General features: G+C 33.9%; 12 protein-coding genes, 1 tRNA gene and 5 pseudogenes. 9 read left to right on the top strand and 9 right to left on the bottom strand.

Features of this window, described 5'->3' with window-relative positions; all coding sequences use genetic code 11:
- Positions 1-45 precede the first annotated feature (45 nt).
- The 8 genes and pseudogenes from ppa to OPR58_RS00820 all read left to right on the top strand — a co-directional run.
- Entirely contained in the window at positions 46-552 is a 507-nt protein-coding gene (gene ppa / locus OPR58_RS00855) for an inorganic diphosphatase (protein ID WP_139686786.1), read from the top strand.
- Positions 553-925: 373 nt separating this feature from the next.
- Positions 926-1,016: transfer RNA gene (locus OPR58_RS00850), tRNA-Ser, on the top strand.
- A gap of 118 nt (positions 1,017-1,134) precedes the next feature.
- Entirely contained in the window at positions 1,135-2,262 is a 1,128-nt protein-coding gene (locus OPR58_RS00845) for a SurA N-terminal domain-containing protein (protein ID WP_265022789.1), read from the top strand.
- Positions 2,263-2,295: 33 nt separating this feature from the next.
- Positions 2,296-2,925: a ferredoxin reductase domain-containing protein gene (locus OPR58_RS00840; protein WP_139686783.1), complete on the top strand. Its 630-nt coding sequence runs from the start codon at positions 2,296-2,298 to the stop codon at positions 2,923-2,925.
- Entirely contained in the window at positions 2,909-3,460 is a 552-nt protein-coding gene (locus OPR58_RS00835; RefSeq protein ID WP_265022788.1) for a 5-formyltetrahydrofolate cyclo-ligase, read from the top strand. The genes OPR58_RS00840 and OPR58_RS00835 overlap by 17 nt, the downstream gene beginning before the upstream one ends.
- An 87-nt stretch (positions 3,461-3,547) precedes the next feature.
- Positions 3,548-3,950 (top strand): annotated as a pseudogene (locus OPR58_RS00830) (helix-turn-helix domain-containing protein); the annotation flags it as partial.
- A gap of 60 nt (positions 3,951-4,010) precedes the next feature.
- A pseudogene (locus OPR58_RS00825) lies at positions 4,011-4,862 on the top strand (IS630 family transposase).
- A gap of 25 nt (positions 4,863-4,887) precedes the next feature.
- Positions 4,888-5,319, top strand: a pseudogene (locus OPR58_RS00820) (IS630 family transposase); the annotation flags it as partial.
- Positions 5,320-5,367: 48 nt separating this feature from the next.
- Here OPR58_RS00820 and tnpC (OPR58_RS00815) read toward each other — a convergent pair.
- The 4 genes and pseudogenes from tnpC (OPR58_RS00815) to wmk all read right to left on the bottom strand — a co-directional run bounded on the left by tnpC (OPR58_RS00815) (position 5,368) and on the right by wmk (position 8,838).
- Entirely contained in the window at positions 5,368-6,711 is a 1,344-nt protein-coding gene (tnpC, locus tag OPR58_RS00815; RefSeq protein WP_265022247.1) for an IS66 family transposase, read from the bottom strand.
- A 184-nt stretch (positions 6,712-6,895) separates the two neighbouring features.
- Positions 6,896-7,300 (bottom strand): annotated as a pseudogene (locus tag OPR58_RS00810) (phage terminase large subunit family protein); the annotation flags it as partial.
- A pseudogene (locus OPR58_RS11165) lies at positions 7,297-7,539 on the bottom strand (ankyrin repeat domain-containing protein); the annotation flags it as partial. The pseudogenes OPR58_RS00810 and OPR58_RS11165, both read right to left, overlap by 4 nt.
- Positions 7,540-7,926: 387 nt before the next feature.
- Positions 7,927-8,838 (bottom strand): WO male-killing family protein Wmk, encoded by a 912-nt coding sequence (gene wmk / locus OPR58_RS00800; protein WP_265022786.1) that lies wholly within the window; start codon positions 8,836-8,838, stop codon positions 7,927-7,929.
- Between the two features lie 89 nt (positions 8,839-8,927).
- On the opposite strand from wmk, the gene OPR58_RS00795 reads away from it, so the two are divergent.
- Positions 8,928-9,875, top strand: a complete 948-nt coding sequence (locus OPR58_RS00795) for an Rpn family recombination-promoting nuclease/putative transposase (protein WP_010402003.1) — start codon at positions 8,928-8,930, stop codon at positions 9,873-9,875.
- A 69-nt stretch (positions 9,876-9,944) separates the two neighbouring features.
- Here the strand turns inward: OPR58_RS00795 and OPR58_RS00790 are convergent, their stop codons facing one another.
- The 5 genes from OPR58_RS00790 to OPR58_RS00770 all read right to left on the bottom strand — a co-directional run bounded on the left by OPR58_RS00790 (position 9,945) and on the right by OPR58_RS00770 (position 19,399).
- Complete coding sequence (locus OPR58_RS00790; RefSeq protein ID WP_265022785.1) at positions 9,945-10,082, bottom strand: hypothetical protein; 138 nt, start codon at positions 10,080-10,082, stop codon at positions 9,945-9,947.
- A gap of 13 nt (positions 10,083-10,095) precedes the next feature.
- Positions 10,096-11,439, bottom strand: a complete 1,344-nt coding sequence (gene tnpC / locus OPR58_RS00785) for an IS66 family transposase (protein ID WP_265022273.1) — start codon at positions 11,437-11,439, stop codon at positions 10,096-10,098.
- A gap of 165 nt (positions 11,440-11,604) precedes the next feature.
- Entirely contained in the window at positions 11,605-16,188 is a 4,584-nt protein-coding gene (locus OPR58_RS00780; RefSeq protein WP_265022784.1) for a tetratricopeptide repeat protein, read from the bottom strand.
- A 59-nt stretch (positions 16,189-16,247) separates the two neighbouring features.
- Positions 16,248-16,439 (bottom strand): tetratricopeptide repeat protein, encoded by a 192-nt coding sequence (locus OPR58_RS00775; RefSeq protein ID WP_265023148.1) that lies wholly within the window; start codon positions 16,437-16,439, stop codon positions 16,248-16,250.
- A gap of 32 nt (positions 16,440-16,471) precedes the next feature.
- Complete coding sequence (locus OPR58_RS00770; RefSeq protein WP_265022783.1) at positions 16,472-19,399, bottom strand: NB-ARC domain-containing protein; 2,928 nt, start codon at positions 19,397-19,399, stop codon at positions 16,472-16,474.
- Between the last annotated feature and the right edge of the window lie 113 nt (positions 19,400-19,512).

Genomic DNA, 19,512 nt, shown 5'->3' with positions numbered 1-19,512 from the left:
AAGCACATATTGTATAATGCTTATTCTTAAGTTAAGAGGTAATCCATGGATTTAAGTAAAATAAAGATAAATTCAGATGAAATAAATGTAGTAATTGAAATAAGTGCAAGTGCTGAACCTGTAAAGTATGAATTTAATAAAGAGCTTGGGTTGTTACAAGTTGACAGATTTTTGTCTACCTCAATGACTTATCCTTGCAATTATGGGTTTATACCAAATACCTGCGCAGGTGATGGTGACCCTGCGGATGTTTTGGTGCTAACTCAATTTCCTTTAGCGCCTGGAGTTTTGATATCGGTGCGTCCAGTAGGTGCATTACTTACCAAAGACGAGAAAGGGGAGGATGAAAAAATATTAGCTGTACCTATCTCCAGTGTTGACAGCTATTATGAGAATATAAAAAACTATTCTGATTTATCTAAAAACCTACTAGATAAAATAGCTCATTTCTTTTCTCATTATAAAGATTTAGAAAAGGAAAAAACGGTGACAGTTGGAGAATGGGCTGATGTAGAAGAAGCAAAAAAAATCATTGAAAAAAGTAGAAATTAGTTTGCGTTGATTTAGCCTGAAATTACAGTTATTCGGAAAAATGTTGTTGTTTTTAATGGGTAAATATTGGTATCCGTTCAGGATAGCGGCAAGGTAGTATAACCATAGAGTAAAAGTGAGTTTACAACAAATGGTGTCATCCCAGTGCTTGACACTGGGATCCAGTCCTTTCGCACAAAAAACGTTGTAAAGTGTTTACCAACTTAGTTGGATCCCATTGTCAGCTACTCTGATGACAAGAAAGGGAGCACTGGAATTTTTGTTTCAGTATTTGTACATTAGCCATGCATCTGAACAGATACAAATATTGCAATTAAAAGCATTAGACAGGCAGTAAAGGTCTTGATATTATATAATCTTAAGTTCTAAACTTGGAAGGGTGGCCGAGCGGCTGAAGGCGGCGGTTTGCTAAACCGTTATACGATTGAAAAGTCGTATCGAGGGTTCGAATCCCTCTCCTTCCGTATATTATTGTTTAGGTATTCATTACAGTAATTTTACCCTCTTTTTTAATTATTAAAAAGTTAGCTAGCGTTTATTCAGTATTTATTATAGAATTAGTTATTAGCTAAATAATTTTATATGCATAAAATACTAATTTTGATATTAATAATGCTGCCGCTTAGGTTACTTGCAACTGAGATTGAAATTGTTGCAGATGTAAATGGTGAGCCAATTTCAAATTTAGATATCGAAAGACGTATAAACTTCATAAATTCATTGCTTGGCACTCAGAAGATTAATCAAAAAGAGGTAAAATCTCAAATTCTAAGACAGTTAATAGACGAAATTATCATTGTCAGCAAAGCACAGAAGATGAATATAGAATTGAGTAACGAGGAGTTAAATAATGCTGTCACGTTATTCTTAACTCAAAGTTTAAAACTTGAGGCTGATGAAGTTGATCAATACGTAAAAAAGCATAATATAGATCTCAATACTCTAAAAAAACAAGTAAAGTGTCAGCTACTGTGTAACAAGATTATTGAAGTAGGAATTGTGCCACTTGTCAATATCAGCGATAAAGAAGTGGACGATGTAAGAAAACAAAAAGAGAAACCTGACTACCTTATTACATTTCAGGAGTTTGTAATTCCTGATCAGAAGATGGCTGAAGATTTAATAAAACAATTACGTAGCAGTAATAATCCAGAATCTTCAATAAAGATGAGCAAAGCAACCGTTAATTTAAGTCAGCTAAAAGGTAAACTCAAGGACGTTTTGGAAGGATTAGAAATCAGTGATGTAGCAGGTCCGGTTAGTTTAAGCGAAGGTTACTCTGTTATAAAAGTCATAGATAAAGTACAGCTTAATCATACAATGCTGAAAAGTACTTTAAAACTGAAACAGGTTGTAGTTGAAGGTTCAGAAAGTTTACTCTCTAATTTTAAGGAGCAAAAGGTCAGTTGTTTAAATTTTGACAAGTTAGCAGATGATTTCAAGTTGCCAAGCGTAAAAGAGTTTGAAATAAAAATGCGAAATTTAAATCCTGATTTACAGATTTTATTTAGTAAAACAAATATGAATGAAATAGTAGAATTAAGAGAAAATAGCACTGCAAAGTTGATGATGTTATGTGATATCAAAAATAATGTAATGGATATAGAAGCAATCAAACAGGAAATGTATCAACAAAAGATTATGATACAAAGCAACCTGTTATTGGATAATATGCGTAAAAATGCAGCTGTTAGTTATCAGTTTAATTGAAGTTAGAGAGGTTTTCTAATCCATAAAAAGTTTATGAAGAATATAATGCTCATTGGCGGTGGAGTTGGAAATGCAGTGTTATTTTCGATAGGGAAGGCATGTCTTGAAAACAATCATAAGGTTTTATATTTCGCTGGCTATAAAAAATTAAGTGATGTATTTAAACGAGCACTGATAGAACGTGCATCAAGTGCAGTAATTTGGGCATGTGAAGAAGGATTGATAGAAACAAGTAGAGATCAGGATAAATCCTTTCATGGTAATATAGTTAATGCAATAAGCTCATATCAGCAAGGAAAGTTAGGTAAAATTACTATTAGTTTAAACACTATAGATAAAATCATCACTATTGGTTCTGATAAAATGATGAAAGCTGTAAATGAAGCTAGAAAAACAATTTTAAAGCCATATCTGAAACCAAAACACATAGCAATATCATCAGTTAACTCTCCTATGCAGTGCATGATGAAAGAAATCTGCGCTCAATGTATTCAGCAACACATAAATAAGGAAACAGGAGAAATAAGTTTTGTTTATAGTTGCAGTAATCAAGACCAGGATATGGAGCTTGTTGACTTTGATTTTTTAAGTGAGCGCTTGAAGCAAAATAGTTTACAAGAAAAGCTCACTGCAAAATGGATAGAACATGTTCAAAGACACTAAACAGCACAAAGAGGAACTAAGGAAGCAATATAGAACCATAAGAAAAGATGTTGATGAAAGTTATTCTAGTTATGCAGCAAATTCTCTTATTAATCTCTTTAACAAAAACTTAAGTTGCGTTAAAGGTAAAACAATAGCAGCGTACATTCCAACAGACGGAGAAATTAATGTTGTGCCTTTGATGCATCATTTACTCGATTTAGGATATAAAGTAGCAATTCCTAATAAAAATAAGTTATTAAAATTTGAGGAATGGAATAAAGCAGATGAAGATATAATTCCCGACACAATCATTACCCCTATTATTGCTTTTGATGATCATTTTAATAGGTTAGGTTTTGGCGGTGGTTGGTATGATGAAATGATAAAAAAATTACGGCCACTTGGAAAAATATTTATAGGTGTAGCCTATGAGAAGCAATATTGTAAAAATTTACCTGTAGAAAAACATGATCAAAAATTGGATATTATAATCACTGAGATGTGTGTTAGATGTAGAAGTGGATTGCTCAAAAAAGTGGATAGAAAGGAGTAGCATAGTCTCCCTCTTTCTGATAGTATAGCCCTTCTCATAATAGTCCAAAAAGAGTAAGATATGGATTGGTAGTAGTGGAAGGTAAGGATGCCAGTAGCATATAGTTATGACTTAAGAAAAAAGGTAATGGAAGCATTGGATGAAGGAGAGAGTGGAGAAACTGTTGCCAAGAGATTTAAGATCGGAAAAACAACTTTATATGAGTGGAAGAAAAGACGTGAGAAAACGGGAGATTTTCAGTCAAAAAAGCCTGGAAGCGTGGCATAAAATTACCGACTGGAATGCATTTGCCGAATTTGCAAATGAGCAAGGTGGCAAAACTCAGTCAGAGATGCTGGGGCAATATTAGTAGACAAACAATTCATCGAGCACTTAAAAATATAGGATTCACAAGAAAAAAAAGACCTACGGATATAAAGAAAGAAATGAAGAAAAGCGAGCTCAATTTTCAAAGGTTATAGCAACAAAAGAACCTAAAGAATTAGTGTATAGCTCTTTTCATAATGGTCCAAACGGGTTAAAATAAGAGTTTATAGTAGTGAAGGTAAGTATGCCAGCAGCATATAGTTATGATTTAAGAAAAAAAGCAATGGAAGTGCTAGACGAAGGGGAAAGCAGAGAAACGGTAGCAGCAAGATTTAAAATTGGAAGAACTACATTATGGGAGTGGCAGCAAAGAAAAAAAGAAACAGGAGATTTTCAGTCGAAAAAACTTGGAAATGGAGGTTATAATCACAAAATTACCGACTGGAATAAATTTACTGAATTTGCCAAAAAACACGGTGGAAAAACTCTATCGGAAATGGCTAAGCTTTGGAGTAATGTTAGTATCCCAACGATTCATCGAGCTCTTAAAAAAATTGGACTCACACGAAAAAAAAGACATATGGATACAAAGAAAGGAATGAAGAAAAACGTGCTGAATTTTTGAAAATTATAGCAACAAAAGAACCTCAAAACTTAGTATATATAGATGAATCTGGTATTGATAATACCGAAGACTATCCCTATGGATATTCTCAGAAAGGATAGCGGTTTTATGCCCTAAAATCTGGAAAGAAAACTCAACGAATTAGCATGATTGCAGCTCTAAATGGTAGAAAAATAGTTGTTCCGTTAACATTTGAGGGCCATTGTAATATGGATATCTTTAATAAATGGTTTGAGCAGTTTTTGACACCGATTTTGGAACCTGGACAAACTGTTATCCTTGATAATGCTACTTTTCATAAGTCTAATAAGATTTGCTAAAGGAGTTGGTGCTGAAATTTTGTATCTTCCTACGTATTCCCCAGATTTCAATAAAATTGAGCATCATTGGTTTGCTATAAAAAATAGAGCTAGGAAAAACATCCCTCTATTCACATCTTTTCGTCATGCTGTTGATTCTGCTTTTCTATGAACTTTCCGGATTATTATGAAAAGAGCTATATATAGATGAGTCTGGCATCGATAACACTGAACCTATGGGTATTGCCAGAAAGGACAGCGGTTTTATGCCCTAAAATCTGGGAAGAAAACTCAACGAATTAGCATGGTTGCAGCCTTAAGTGGAAGAAAAATAATTGCTCCGTTAACCTTTAAAGGCCACTGCAATATGGATATCTTTAATAAATGGTTTGAGCAGTTTCTGACACCGATTTTGGAACCTGGACAAACTGTTATCCTTGATAATGCTACTTTTCATAAGTCTAATAAGATTTGCTAAAGGAGTTGGTGCAGAAATTTTATATCTTCCTCCATATTCTCCAGATTTTAACAAAATTGAACATTATTGGTTTGCTATAAAAAACAGAACCAGGAAAAACATTCCTTTATTCAAATCTTTTCGTCATGCTGTCGATTCTTCTTTCTTATGACCTTTTTGGACTATTATGGGAAGGTAACCGTTCACGGAATATTCCCAATTAGGCAGGAATAGCGACTAAATTCTGTAGTTTCTGGACAGGATTCTGATCATTCAAACGTGCAGTCAAAAATATCGAAAGCATTCTTTCAATGAACTTTTCTCCACGTTCTGACCAAGTGAAAAAACTATTTTTACGATAAATGACGTACCGTCTAGCCTGACGTTCTGCAAGGTTATTGGTTGTCTCGATCAGATCAGGATTGCGCACGAATCTCCACATCATATCTTCAGAACGTAGTATATTGGCAGCCATTCTCGAGGCCTGAGTTCCTTTTGCAACCCTTGTTATCTCTCGCAAAAAATGTTTCACCCTTTTTCGAATCTTCCTCATTAACCGGAAAAATCTTAAATTGTCTATCAGGTTTTGTTTACGTGCTCTATCTACCACAAATACCCTGTTGCTCAGCGATTTTAATGCTGCGCCAATTCTGCTCACTTCAACATTTTTACTGTAAAAAAACCTTTCAAAGTCCCTTGCTAAATGGGCCCAGCATATCTGTCTGTTTTCACGATTAAAGTAATTATACGCAGCATACCTATCGCTTATAACTATTCCATCATACTCTGGCAATAGCCCTTTTAATATCTTCTTTCCGCGAGATCCAACTAACTTCATAAGTGTTGCTGTTTTATTCGTTACTACCCAACTCCAACCTTTCTTTCCCTGGTTCCTATGGCTTGTTTCATCTATATGTAAATACTTGCTTTTCCGTAGCTCTTCTCTTATTTTTTCGTATTCAGATATACATTTTTCTGATACTCTACCCTCGGTCTTTGATACCAAACCTAGGCTTATATTCAGATTAAATATGCTGCTCAAAATTTGCTGTACTTCCCTTTTTGAATTGATAAAAAATCCACTAAAACTGCTAATTACTGCTTTTGCATTAGCTCCTAAAAGATCCCTTGTCACACCTTCAGGCAGACTAGCTGAGATCCTTTTCTTACACGCCTTACAGTAGCCTTTTTGTAGCCTATATTCAGTCACTATCGGTTTAATTTTTGGCAATTCAACCTTTTGATGCACAGTTTCTTCTTCTAAAATAACTTGGCTTCCACACATGCAAATTGTATCAATTGAACATTTTACCACCTCATCTGCTACCATCAATTCCCGCTTGTGCGCTTCATGTCCTGGCTGCCCGCCTGGTTTTTTATCGCTCTTCTTTTTTGTCTTTTTGCGATATACATCTTGCGATGGTGGCAGCGATGAATTTTTTGAATTTAAACCCAGCTTATCCTCTAGCTCAATTATTTTTGTCCTTAACTTATCATTCTCTGCTTTCAGAGTACCAACTTCTGACTCCAATACCACAATCTTTTCTTGTAGCACCTCTATCATCAACCCCTCATCTATCTAGTTTATTGTTTTTTATACTAATTATGCAATTTTTGTAAACTACTTTCTTATACCGTGAATGGACAAAGTTGATAAGCCTAAACGCCATCATGTCTTTAGGAGAGTCTGCTAATGAAGGCTCTTAAGTTGACGCCATTGCGTGAACGGTTACTATGGGAAGTGCTATATTGCCTGAGTCTCTTGACCTTGGGTCTTTTACTTTACTTTTTAAACATGGAGTACTCTCTATTAATGGCGCAAATCTTCCTTTTGACCAGCGTTTTCCCATTTCAACTGTTGGCTGTACAACTAACATTGGCCCTGGTGTTTGATCGATAATATAGCCTATCCAATTGTTACCTGCTTCTGTTCCTCCAATCTGAGCTCCTTTCATGAATACTACTTTTTCTACTGGCGAGGACGGAGATAGTGAATCCATGATCTCTTGAAGGTATGGCGTTCTCTCTGTTCTCCATTTACCAGGTTCTGATGCTGCAGTTGCTGCTAAAACTCGATACTCATTCGCCCACTCTGATACTTTAAGCTCTGGATCTGGTTTTAAACCTTCAGAAAAAGATTTGGCGTATATCATTGTCTGCATCTACTCACAATTGGTTCTATCTGAATATCATTAACAGTAGAACTACACTCCTCTAGCTCCATAAACATCTTTTTCTGAAATTCCTTTTCTATATATCTTTTGCTCATCTCACTTAGCATTATTGCTATAACAAGTGCAAATACTCCTGTTATTGTTGCAAAAATGATCGCACTGCTTATTGTGGCTGCTGTTAAACCTATATATGCTGCCATTGCTACTGCAGAATCAGTTACTCCCTCTATAACTTTCAGGTCATCCATTTCTCTACCTAAAATCCTTCCTACTCCCGTATAGCTATTCACCAGATTTTTAGCAATTTCTTGAGCTTGTGGTCTTTCATGTACTGCACTTAGAAACGTTTCCATTATTTCACGATCAAGTAGTGCTTTGCCTTTGCTTTCTAATATTCTGAATTCTATTTCTTCTTTATTCTTATTATTATTCATAAAAATTACCCTTCACTAATAACAAAATGTTTTTATATATTTACTGCTGTTTTTTTATCAGCATTGGAATAGAGCCATAGCTTTTGAGTGAAGTCAAATCAATTTCTCAATCTTTTTTGCTTATTTTTTTATCTAAGAGTAAAGATATTAATATATACTGATTTCTTTATTTTAAACTCGTTGAATTTCGTCCAAAGAGATGCCTACTGTTTTTAAAATAATATTGATAGAAATTCCTTCCTTAACTAAATTATTTGCAATTTTCATCCTTTCTACTCTCTCCACTTTCTCTTTGCAAACTTGTATGCTTTCAAACAGAGATTTTATTAGTGCATTACGTAGTTCTTGACTCTCAATTTTTTTGTATTCTTTTATTAAATCAGGTAGCTCATTTTCTACTATCTCATCTTCTTCTATGAGCAGATCTGTAATGCTAATCGATAATGTTTCTGCTGTTGCATATAATTTTTCCAGTGGAATAGCTACACGCCCTTGTTCATAGTTGCTTATTTCGTCACGGGTCGTACTCATTTTCTCTGCTAAATCTTTTTGAGTATACTCTCTCACTAGTCTCCATTCTTTTATCTTCTTTCCTATTTTGCAGTAAATAGAACCTCCTTTTTCTTCAACGCATTCATCAGCAGAGAGACCAATTGTTTTTGCAACAATATCAAAAGAAACTCCTGCTTTTACCAAACCTTTCGCAATCTTTATTTTCTCTGCTTTTTTACTACTTTTTTCACTAACTTGAGCAAATTTGGTTAGTAAACAAAACATTTTACGTAGCTCTTTATCGTTAATCTTTTTATATTTTCTTACTAGATTTAATATTTCCTCTCCCTCATCTTCAAAACAGATTTTTTCATTTGATACAGGAATTAGGTCTACAATACCAATCGACAATATCTCTGCTATAGCATACAACTTTTCAATCGAAATTCTGCGTGTTCCTTTTTCATATTGTAGTATTACCTGATATGTTGTACCGATTTTTCCCGCTAAATCTTTTTGAGTATAACCTCTCTTTAACCTCCAGTTCCTTACTTTGTGTGCTATCTGATACCTTATCGAGATGTTTGTCATAAATATTATACAGGTTAACATTACGTTTAATTGTTGAATATTTCTTCAGAATTGTGTATAATTATTAATGCTTTTTATCTTACTTTCTCATGGCTCTTTCGAAGTTTCTCGATCCGAAGAATGATGTTGCATTTCGCCGTATCTTTGGTACTGAGAAGAATAAAGATATCCTCATTCATTTCCTCAATGATATTCTGGATTTCACTGGCAAAAATACAATACAGGATATAGAGTTTTTAAGTACTATTCAAGACCCTGATATTGCCTCTAAAAAGCAAAGCATTGTTGATGTATTATGTAGGGATTCCACGGGGGTGCAATGCATAATTGAGATGCAGGTCGCTAAAACTAAAGGCTTCGAAAAACGGGCACAATACTACGCAGCTAAAGCTTATTCAAGACAAGCTGATAAAGGTGATCAGTACCATAACCTTAAGGAAATTATCTTTATTGCTATAGCAGATTGTATTTTATTTCCTGATAAGTCTGAGTATAAGTCAAAGCACACTATTCGCGATGAAAATACTAATGAGCATGATCTAAAAGATTTTTACTTTATATTTATTGAGTTGCCTAAATTTCCAAAAACCAAAGAAGATCAGCTTTCAAGTATAGTTGAAAAATGGGTCTACTTCTTTAGATATGCAGACGAAACTAGTGAAGAAGAGCTAGAGAGAATAATAGGAAGTGATCTAATAATTAAAAGAGCATATGAAGAACTCAATAGGTTCAACTGGTCAGAAAAAGAATTTATTGCCTATGAACAAGAGATCAAGCGTATTCGTGATGAACAGGCTGTCCTTGCTCAAAAACTCGATGATGCTAAACATGAAGGTAGACAAGAAGGTAGACAAGAAGGTATTCAAATCGGCGAGGAAAGAGGTATTCAAATCGGAAAGGAAGAGGGAAAGGTTGAAGGCAAAATTGAGGTGGCAAAGAACCTACTTAAAGCTGGCATCTCTATTGACGTTGTATCGCAAACTACAGGTCTTTCTTTCGATGATATCAAACAGTTACAGGCAGAAAAGACCTCATAGTTCCCTCAATTTATCCCTCTGCTTATTCCTTTAACTACTGATGTGTAACCGTTCACGGAATATTCCCAATTAGGCAGGAATAGCGACTAAATTCTGTAGTTTCTGGACAGGATTCTGATCATTCAAACGTGCAGTCAAAAATATCGAAAGCATTCTTTCAATGAACTTTTCTCCACGTTCTGACCAAGTGAAAAAGTAACCGTTCACGGAATATTCCCAATTAGGCAGGAATAGCGACTAAATTCTGTAGTTTCTGGACAGGATTCTGATCATTCAAACGTGCAGTCAAAAATATCGAAAGCATTCTTTCAATGAACTTTTCTCCACGTTCTGACCAAGTGAAAAAACTATTTTTACGATAAATGACGTACCGTCTAGCCTGACGTTCTGCAAGGTTATTGGTTGTCTCGATCAGATCAGGATTGCGCACGAATCTCCACATCATATCTTCAGAACGTAGTATATTGGCAGCCATTCTCAAGGCCTGAGTTCCTTTTGCAACCCTTGTTATCTCTCGCAAAAAATGTTTCACCCTTTTTCGAATCTTCCTCATTAACCGGAAAAATCTTAAATTGTCTATCAGGTTTTGTTTACGTGCTCTATCTACCACAAATACCCTGTTGCTCAGCGATTTTAATGCTGCGCCAATTCTGCTCACTTCAACATTTTTACTGTAAAAAAACCTTTCAAAGTCCCTTGCTAAATGGGCCCAGCATATCTGTCTGTTTTCACGATTAAAGTAATTATACGCAGCATACCTATCGCTTATAACTATTCCATCATACTCTGGCAATAGCCCTTTTAATATCTTCTTTCCGCGAGATCCAACTAACTTCATAAGTGTTGCTGTTTTATTCGTTACTACCCAACTCCAACCTTTCTTTCCCTGGTTCCTATGGCTTGTTTCATCTATATGTAAATACTTGCTTTTCCGTAGCTCTTCTCTTATTTTTTCGTATTCAGATATACATTTTTCTGATACTCTACCCTCGGTCTTTGATACCAAACCTAGGCTTATATTCAGATTAAATATGCTGCTCAAAATTTGCTGTACTTCCCTTTTTGAATTGATAAAAAATCCACTAAAACTGCTAATTACTGCTTTTGCATTAGCTCCTAAAAGATCCCTTGTCACACCTTCAGGCAGACTAGCTGAGATCCTTTTCTTACACGCCTTACAGTAGCCTTTTTGTAGCCTATATTCAGTCACTATCGGTTTAATTTTTGGCAATTCAACCTTTTGATGCACAGTTTCTTCTTCTAAAATAACTTGGCTTCCACACATGCAAATTGTATCAATTGAACATTTTACCACCTCATCTGCTACCATCAATTCCCGCTTGTGCGCTTCATGTCCTGGCTGCCCGCCTGGTTTTTTATCGCTCTTCTTTTTTGTCTTTTTGCGATATACATCTTGCGATGGTGGCAGCGATGAATTTTTTGAATTTAAACCCAGCTTATCCTCTAGCTCAATTATTTTTGTCCTTAACTTATCATTCTCTGCTTTCAGAGTACCAACTTCTGACTCCAATACCACAATCTTTTCTTGTAGCACCTCTATCATCAACCCCTCATCTATCTAGTTTATTGTTTTTTATACTAATTATGCAATTTTTGTAAACTACTTTCTTATACCGTGAATGGACAAAGTTGATAAGCCTAAACGCCATCATGTCTTTAGGAGAGTCTGCTAATGAAGGCTCTTAAGTTGACGCCATTGCGTGAACGGTTACACTGATGTTCCATTTAAGAATGTATCAGGCTTTTTAGATAACTCTACTTTCCTTGAAACTTTCTGACCTAAAACTTTAGAAGGCTTTTCTACTTTCTGCTGTAGTATCATAATTTCTTCCTTAGCTAAAACTTCTTCTAAGTTACTCTTTAAATGATCTAGAAACTTATCAGTTTGTTTAAATTCTGGACATGCTTCTTTTCCAAATGAATATAGGGTTTCTGCTATTTCAGAAAATCTTCTATTTGTTATTTTTCCATTTATTATTTTTTCAATTATAGCTGATTGCACTGCCATGGGATCAAAGTTTAGATTTGTCACTGATATTCCTGACTTAATAGCAGTTTTATTTAACACTTTCTCAAATCTATGTGTAATATTTAGTGCATAACCTCTTGCTTCTAATAAAGGTATAGATTGATCTACTGCAGGTATATATTGTTTACCCGCAAACTTTCTTACAAGCAAATCAAGTAACATTATCGTACCATTTACATCCATTTTTGCATCTACTTGTGAGATTGGACTTTTAGTTGTAGTACTTGATTTGGAATCTAATAACCCACCTATAGAGCTTTTTACCCAACCAAATAAATCATTTATCCATGAAGATGGTCGTCTTGTACCACTACTCATTGTGTACTCACTTCTACGGTTTCTAATGTGCTGCCTATGTCTATGAGGTTGATCAGATAACATGACTTCTGTAAACACATCATCGTACACTTGATCCTTATACTCTCTTTTTACAATATCCAAGTATCTTGCAGCACTTATTTCCTTCTCATGATCTTTTAATACTATCTCTTTATCAGTAAATTTTATTGATAACGTTTTCATTTTAGGTGTTTTATAGAATTTACTAAGTGTAATACTGCAAAAATCATCTTTAGTAATAGTCGAATCAAAAGCATTAGTTATTATTAGATCATGACCATTACTACAAACAAACGTATTGTTTCCTCCTTTTCTAGGCGTGATAAGCTCAGCATCTTTCTCCACATCTTGATCGGTTACCACAATAATTTCTTTATCTTTGTCAAAGATCAAAGGTAGTGGTTTTAATTCTAATTCAGAACTTATTTTCATAGGCGCACTATCTGAGATAATATGAAGATTTTCATACCAATCCAAACCGTCTTTTAATCTTACTGTTAGCACTTCTAATAAAAAACTTTGTCCCATTTCTGTTTCTAACTTAACTAGCAAATCATTTCCATCTTGAAAAATTCTTGGCAGATTAATATGTATTTTCAAATCATCTTGTATTATTTTTACCACGTTACGTAAATCTAATGTATCTATGGAACTTCCTTCATCAAAATTATAGATGTTTACTTCTGGTATAGAAGAAATACTATGTTCATATCTTTTCTCACCTGAAGCTATAGTAATTACATATATATTCTCACCACCATTTCCAATTAAGTGACTGTTATAGATTGGGTTATTGTGAAGTACCTCACATTTCCCATGGCCAACAAGTATAGATTCACCACCTGATTGCACAGCGATAGTCATATTGAGTTTATTCGCTATAGCTGGATAACTTTTTATAATTTCATCAATAGTTGTATTAGTACTCTGTATTGCATACAAATTTCTTTCCTTACCCACTTTTATTTCAGCGCTGTCTTTTAATTGATAGGTTATATTGTTCATTATGTTATATGAGATAGCTATACTAAAGTTTCCATTTGCAACTTTTGGAAAAAAATTGAACTTTATACTATTTTGATCTTTAACATCAACACTCTGAATATCAGCAAGCAAGTAGTCGAATATAAACCTATGATTACTTTCCAAATTAGTAAGTAATTTAACAGATGCACTACCTTTTTGAAATGGTACAATATAGTTAAAGTTACCTTTGAGTGCTAGATTATTTACTTCAGTGTAATTTCTAACTATTACTTGTATATCATAGACACAGTTATTATCTTTTATTTCCAAATAATCAAGTTGATCTTCCTTACCACCATCACCATCCAAGAATTTAGTTTCACATGCACTAAATATATGATCTGCCTTAGCTTTTCTACCAAGCACTCTTTCTACTGAATTAATTTGAAATCCAGAATAACCATATCTATTGTACATAATAGTGCCAATATTTGTATTTAAATACACATTCACACTTACAGCTTCTTGAGCAAATTCAGTCAGATCTAAGGTATCAATTCCATCCTCTCCGTACAAAGACCCTTCTATCAGATCTCTCTGCAAAACAAAGATATCATTCTTATTTCCTCCATAGTATCTCTTAGATCCATCATTCACTATAAATATGTTTGGGCTATCCTTAAATCCTTTTGCATAATCTTCACCTTCTCCTAAATTAATTAGAGTATACCCTTCTGTTTTGTTATTAGATAAACCAATTGCATTTTTACATAAATATGAGCCATAACTTGGAGCAGGATGATAATCTCCTTTTGGTAAACAAAATAATTTTCCACCACTTGGATCATCCGGTCTTTCTTTACTCCATTTTATATCATTTCTTTTTCTGTCAAGCAGTACTGTACTGTCTAAATCTATCTCAAATTTAGTTGTGCACTCTTCAGTATAATAATGTCTAATCCCAAGTGATGTTGTGTGCAGCACTTTACGACAAGAACCCACAACTGATCGATCAGTAGGGAATACATAGCTTTGAATAGCACGATTCTTCCTTAAATACTCAAATCCTTGCTTAACTAATTGGTTATAAAGTTGTTTTTCTTCCATTAACTTTTCTACATATTGTTCAGGTCGCATACCTATAAATGCACGCAATCCTTCAATAAATTTTTCTCCTCTAGTTAAGTGAATAATTTCATCAATTTTATCAACTCTCTTTACTGCCATATAAATATCAGTGTAAATAAATACTGCAGTGCCAACTCCTGCTCCAATAGGTCCAGTAATAGATGAAACTCCTTCTAATACTTCAAAACCTTCAGCAACTTCAATCCCAATCTCTGCAGCGTCAACTCCCAGGTAAATGCTATCTCCTACTACGCCAACCAATGCTCCTTCTGTACCATTTTTAAATGCTTTTACCTGATTTACTAAATCATAAATAATAAAGGCAGAAGTACCTCGAGCAAGAAAAGGTGATGCAACTCTTAAAGACCTACCAAGTAATACCTTTTCTTCTGAGAGCAAATTTAATCCTTTACGAGATGCAACTTCAGCAACTTTAGCAAACCCTTGACCACCTGCTATAAAACCAACATTAATTGCTACACCCTGATAATCTCTGTTTAAAAAGTCAGCTAAAATATTTTTAGCCATCATTCCATGCATAGTTATGCTAGAGATTTTCTTTACTCTATTTAAATGATTCATGACCTTCTGATTACTGGTAAGCTTATTAATCAAATCACGAAACCTACCTGTAATTTGAACTTTATCTGCTAGCTCAATTAGCTGAGAATGCTTTTCCTCTGGTAGATCTTTAATATAATTAACGAACTTTTCACTATCTATTTTAATTTTACTAAAATCTCTTTTCTCATCTTTTTCTGTGTTAAATTTATCTACATCTTCCCAAGAAAGCTCACATTCCCCGATCTTTACTTCTCTTTTTCTTCTTCCTGAACTTGTACTTGGTAAACATTCTTCAACTTTACCTTTTTGATATATTGCAGACGCCCTTTCTAGTAACTCTTTTGCTCTTTCATGATTACCTAAAGCTTTCTCAGCACCACTTAAATTTTCTAAGACCATAGCTACTTCAACATGATTTTCTCTATAATACTTTTTAAATATAGGCAAAGCCCTTTCTAGCAACTCTTTTACTTTTTGATAATCACCTAAAGCTCCATAAGGGATGCTCAGGTTTACTAATGTTTTAGCTACTTCAAAGTTATCTTCTCCGTAATGCTTTTTAAATATAGGCAAAGCCCTTTCTAGTAAATCTTTTGCTCTTTCATAATTACCTAAAGTTTCATAAGAGTTACCAAGGTTTGCTAGAACAATAGCTACGTAAAAATGCTCTTCTCCATAATGATTCTCTAAAATAGGTAAAGCCTTTTCTAGTAACTCTTTTGCTTTTTGATAATCACCTAAAGTTTCGTAAGCATTACTAAGATTTGCTAGAGCTATAGCTACTTCAACATGATCTTCCCCATAATGTTTCTCTAAAATAGGTAACACATTTTCCAGCAAATCTTTTATTTTTTGAGCATCACCCAAAATTCCGTAAGAAACAACAAGATTTGCTAGAGCCATAGCTACGTGAAAATGCTCTTCTCCATAATGATTCTCTAAAATAGGCAAAGCCCTTTCTAGTAACTCTTTTGCTCTTTGATTATCACCTACAACGTAATAAGTGACACTCATACTTATTAATATTTTAGCTACTTGAAAGTAATCTTCTCTATAATTATTCTCTAAAATAGGTAAAGCCTTTTCTAGCAAATCTTTTGCTTTTTGATAATCACCTAAAGCTCCATAAGCGGTACTAAGATTTACTAGAGCCATAGCTACTTCAAAATGCTCTTCTCCATAATTATTCTCTAAAATAGGTAAAGCCTTTTCTAGTAACTCTTTTGCTTCTTCATAATCACCTAAAGCTTGATAAGTGACACTCAAGTTTACTAATACTTTAGCTACTCCAAAATGGTTTTCTCCGTGATGTTTCCTTTCAATTTTTAACCCCTCTCTATCAACCTTTTCGCTTTTTGATGATCACCTAAAGCTACATAATTGATACTTAGATTTACTAATGTTCGAGCTACTTTTAAATGCTCTTCTCCATAATGCTTCTCTAAAATAGGTAGCACCCTTTCTAGCAACTCCTTTTCTCTTTTAGGATTATTCAAGTTAAAATACCCATCATCCATCAATATCAATAAATCCTCAAGGTAATCCTCTTCTATTTTTCTTTATCTTGAGGGTTCTTTTTTAACCAATTATCTATATTCGATAAAAATGCCTCTAAGTGCGGTAATAATTCTCGTTTCTTTAAATAGTCTTCTAATTTATCACCATTATAAGGAAAACTTGCTCTGAGTAGCTCGAAAGTCTCTTTCATAACTTCCTTATTCTTACCTTTCTCTACCAACGCTATTCTTGTTACTTCTTGAACTAATTTATGGGCACTCAACACACTTTGCCTTTGTTCACCATTCACCATAGAATATTTTATAAGCAAACGAACAGCTGACCTTAATTCCTCCTCACTACTCCCTGTCAAACCTAAAAACACTTCTCTACTAATATTGTCAGGTGCAAGATAAGAGATAACATCAAGAATCCTTAAAGCTAAATTTCCATACTTTTCATTGCTTGCTATCTTATCGGTTGTAATCTTCCAAGTTGTGAAAGTTGTTTTTGCATAGTTATTATCAATTCCTCTAAATCCTTCATAATTAAGCAAATCTTTCGCTTTTTTCTCATATTCCTTTAGGTAATCATCTATATCAAATTTTCTAGTAACTCTTTGATCTTCAATATATGATATTGCTTGCTGTACAGCTAAAGGAAAGTGTTGTAATTTCTCTACCAAAGCTTTTATCTTTTCATTTTGAGATTCATCTTCTATACTAAAGCCCTTTTTTACAAATTCTATCGCTTCTTCTGACTTTAATTCGTTTAGATTAATAACTTCTATCCCCCTTTCCCACTCTCGATTACGAGAAGTAATTAAAATATAAGGTCCATTACCACCCGGTAATGAATCATGAATTGGTAAAAACTTATTCAAATAATTACTTTTCTCGGCATCATCAAAAATAAACAAGCTTTTACTATTACTGAAAAATTCATAAACCTCTTCTATGAGAGCTTTTATATCCTTTTCTTTTCCATTCTCATCTTTTATATCAATTCTTAGTTTATTCTTCGCTAATCGAGTAAATGATTCAACAAGAGCTATCTCACTTTCAGCATTGATCCATATAACGTTGTCATAACAATCTTTACTATATTCTTGAACATATTGTCTAGCTAACTCAGTTTTTCCTATTCCTCCTAAACCGCTAATTGAGGTTATTTGTGATATTACTGTTACTTTTTCTGAACTACGTTGTATCTTATTATGTAGGTCAATTAACTCTTCCCTTCTTCCAGCAAACAAAATTACTGGCTTTTTCACATTAAACCAAATAGGCTCTCTTACTTGTTGTCCTGCTACAACTGCATCATATATCTTATCAAGCTTTTTATCTATTTTCTCGAAACTTTTTTCACTTTCTTTCCTTCCTTCTACAATAGAATCTGCTATCTTGTGACGTTGCCTACTGGCTTCCTGATATTGACTCATTAATTCATCAAAGACTCCCTTAATCTCATTTTGATTACTTTCTATGTAACCTGATAACTCATTAAAATTCTTACCTATATAATCCTCTAATTCATTGAAGTTTTTTTCAGCTTCCTGTTCCATTTCTCCTTTGAATTTGCTTAGTAACCTCTCTTCGACTAACTTCGGATCTTGCTTATTAAGCTCATCCAATAATTCATCTTTCCATTTTCCCTCATCTAACTTTAAAATATACCTATACTCCTCCCTAGAAGGATTTTCTTCAATGTATTCTCTAGCGAATTTTTTTATTTTACTTTCCAATTCCCATTTAAAAAGAAGACGATAGCCATATTTGCTAGTATCACTCTTTCCATCTATTCTCCTATAGTACTTATCAGCACTACCATCACTCTTTATTGTTACTAATCCCGCTTTATCAAATAGTTCTGCAGTATTCCATGAATTCGAGTTTTTACTTTCTAAAGTATGTCCTAGCTTAATATGAGGAACACCAGTGTAGGTTTGTTTATATCTTTTTGATTCTCCAAAAATAATACCCTCAGTAATTGAGGAAGCACAAAGCTCTTTTTCAGTATTTTTTCTATAGTAATCAACCACTCTACTCACAGCATCTTCTGCTAATTTTGTCATTGCTCTCTGCCAACTTCCTTCTGCTGTTACTTGTATAAATTGGCTCTCAAAACTTTGAAAAATCTCAATACCAGATTTTACTAACTCTTCCCTGACTTTGATTGGATCCTTTTTAAATATATACAATTGATCTATCAGCTTTTTAAGCTCTGCTCTATTATAACTACTACCAATGCTGGATATTGTTGCTCGAAGAATGTTAATTCCAATAAGAGGAATTACTTTTGATTCCGCTTCTCCTTGTTCTGTTCCACCTTTTCCTATATATATTATCATATTAACAAAATCAGCCCATTTACCTTGCTTTCCTCTTTGATTTTCTAGTCTCTCATAGTACTCTGATAAAGAGCGTTCATAAATAAAAACAAAATCTTCAACAAACTTTCTTAGCTTTTCATGTACTTCCTCCTCCTGTGCAGAAAGTCTTTTTACTTGATCAGAAAATTTTTTTAAATGTTCTTCTAGAGTCCTAATAATCTCTCCCTTATTTTGTTGCTTAGCAATATCTAGTGGAGTTTTACCTTGATTATTTTTAATATTTGGGTCTATACCAGACACATTCAAAAGAAGTTCAACAATGTCTTGATGATTTTTGCTTACAGCAACATGTAGTGGTGTATTACCACCATCATTGAGATCAATATCATTAATATTTTGTACTTGAGTAAGTAACCCTTCAATTTCACTAATCTTATTTAGCTGAGGATTATCCGTTCTATGCTCACGTATCGCCAGAAACAATTTAGCAATGTTAGTATCATCAGGATTATATTGACGTCTTATTCTATTTTTAAATTGAAAAGATTTACTGTTTTGTTGCTTATTCAGCTGCTCTTTCAACCGATCAATGATTTCTGAATTAATCTCTTTTTTTAGATTACTTACTCGATGTTGTGTCCTCAGCATACACACCCCCTATCTTACCTAAAGCTTTTATATAGTAATTAGATACATCAGAAAACAAAGGATTTTTGAATATTATGGTATTTTGTTGAAGTTTTTGAGCTTCCTTGTAGAAG

It is taken from the genome of Wolbachia endosymbiont (group B) of Ischnura elegans, assembly GCF_947251585.1.
In the GTDB taxonomy this organism is placed as follows: Bacteria; Pseudomonadota; Alphaproteobacteria; order Rickettsiales; family Anaplasmataceae; genus Wolbachia.
This window is presented reverse-complemented; position numbering and strand designations above follow the sequence as displayed.

Bases quoted from the DNA above. Each gene is read 5' to 3' on its own strand.
- tnpC (WP_265022247.1), bottom strand. From the start codon at position 6,711: ATGATAGAGGTGCTACAAGAAAAGATTGTGGTATTGGAGTCAGAAGTT.
- OPR58_RS00770 (WP_265022783.1), bottom strand. From the start codon at position 19,399: ATGCTGAGGACACAACATCGAGTAAGTAATCTAAAAAAAGAGATTAAT.
- OPR58_RS00840 (WP_139686783.1), top strand. From the start codon at position 2,296: ATGAAGAATATAATGCTCATTGGCGGTGGAGTTGGAAATGCAGTGTTA.
- wmk (WP_265022786.1), bottom strand. From the start codon at position 8,838: ATGACAAACATCTCGATAAGGTATCAGATAGCACACAAAGTAAGGAAC.
- ppa (WP_139686786.1), top strand. From the start codon at position 46: ATGGATTTAAGTAAAATAAAGATAAATTCAGATGAAATAAATGTAGTA.
- tnpC (WP_265022273.1), bottom strand. From the start codon at position 11,439: ATGATAGAGGTGCTACAAGAAAAGATTGTGGTATTGGAGTCAGAAGTT.
- OPR58_RS00775 (WP_265023148.1), bottom strand. From the start codon at position 16,439: ATGGATGATGGGTATTTTAACTTGAATAATCCTAAAAGAGAAAAGGAG.
- OPR58_RS00845 (WP_265022789.1), top strand. From the start codon at position 1,135: ATGCATAAAATACTAATTTTGATATTAATAATGCTGCCGCTTAGGTTA.
- OPR58_RS00835 (WP_265022788.1), top strand. From the start codon at position 2,909: ATGTTCAAAGACACTAAACAGCACAAAGAGGAACTAAGGAAGCAATAT.
- OPR58_RS00795 (WP_010402003.1), top strand. From the start codon at position 8,928: ATGGCTCTTTCGAAGTTTCTCGATCCGAAGAATGATGTTGCATTTCGC.